Raw genomic sequence first — 1,522 nt, forward strand, 5'->3', positions numbered from 1 at the left:
GCAAATTGGGCCGATGGGCATGCTTGTTACCCGGTCGCAGCTGAGGGAGTGAGATCATGGGCTTGATCTACGGGTTCTTCGGGCTGATCGAGGATCTCACCTGGGGATGGGCTCTCATCCCCATCCTGGTGGTCTTCGGCCTCTTCATCACACTGATGACGGGTTTCGTCCAGTTCGAGTTCTTCGGGCGGATGTTCCGGGTGCTATCGTCGAAGAACCAGTCCGGCGATCCGAATGCTATCAGCGCGCGGCAGGCGCTTCTCGTCTCTGTGGGCGGGCGCGTCGGCGGCGGCAACATTGCGGGTGTCGCGGTCGCAATCTCACTCGGCGGTCCCGGGGCGGTGTTCTGGATGTGGGTGATCGCCCTCGTCGGCATGGCGACCAGCCTCGTCGAGGCCTCGCTTGCGCAGCTTTACAAGCGGCCGGTCGGAGACGGCACCTTCAAGGGCGGCCCGGCAGGCTATATCCTCTACGGGATAGGGCACCAGTATCGCTGGCTGGCGGTGATCTACGCCGTGTGCCTGCTTCTGTCCTTCGCGCTCGGATTCAACGCCTTCCAGGGCAACACCTTCGCCGGCGCGGCCAATGACAGCCTTGGTGTCGACCGCCTCTGGAGCGCGATCCTGCTCGCCGTGATCACCGGTTTCATCGTCTACGGCGGCATCAGGCGCATCGCCAAGGTGGCGGACGTCATCATCCCGATCATGGCGCTCAGCTACATCGCCCTTGCGCTCATCATCATCCTTATCAACATTCCCTCCCTTCCCGGCGTGCTCTGGATGATCGTCGCCAATGCCTTCGGGCTTCAGGAGGCGGTCGGCGGCGGCATGGGCGCCGCCATTGCTCAGGGACTGCGCCGCGGCCTCTTTTCCAACGAGGCCGGGTTGGGGTCGGCGCCGAACGTCGCGGCGACAGCGCATGTGCGCCACCCGATCAGCCAGGGGATCACGCAGTCCTTTTCCGTCTTCATCGACACCATCATCATCTGCTCCTGCACCGCCTTCATCATCCTGCTGAGCCCGGTCTACGTGCCAGGCGCCGAGATCGACGGGGTCGTGCTGACGCAACAATCGCTCGTCGGCCATCTCGGGGATTGGGCGCAGTATTACCTGACCTTCGCCATCCTGCTCTTCGCCTTCAGCTCCATCATCTACAACTACTACCTTGGCGAGGTTGCGCTCGGCGTGATGACGAACCATCCTGCATCGCTGCACGTACTCAGGTTCGCCATCGTCGGGATTGTCTTTCTCGGGGCCACCGCGCCCGGCGCGACCGCGGTGTTCTTCTTCTCCGACCCGATGATGGGCATCCTCGCGCTGGTCAACCTCATCGCGATCATGATGCTGTTCCCGGTGCTTTTGCGGATCTTGAACGATTTCAGGGCCCAACTCAAAGCCGGTGTAGAGCGACCGGTGCTCGATCCCGGAAAGTTTCCGGATCTGGACATCGACCCTTCGGCTTGGACCGATCCGCAATCGGCGAAACCGGCTGCGGGAGGCGAGACCGAAGCGCCGATCGCCCG

The 1,522-nt window shown here is 62.9% G+C and carries 1 protein-coding gene; it reads left to right on the forward strand.

Translation table 11 applies throughout. The features are described from left to right. Window positions 1-56 precede the first annotated feature (56 nt). On the forward strand, window positions 57-1,522 hold a 1,466-nt coding region (locus tag IM708_RS20945), incomplete at its 3' end, for an alanine/glycine:cation symporter family protein (RefSeq protein ID WP_209428485.1).

The sequence above is a fragment of the Pararhodobacter sp. SW119 genome (assembly GCF_017811755.1).
In the GTDB taxonomy this organism is placed as follows: domain Bacteria; phylum Pseudomonadota; class Alphaproteobacteria; order Rhodobacterales; family Rhodobacteraceae; genus Pararhodobacter.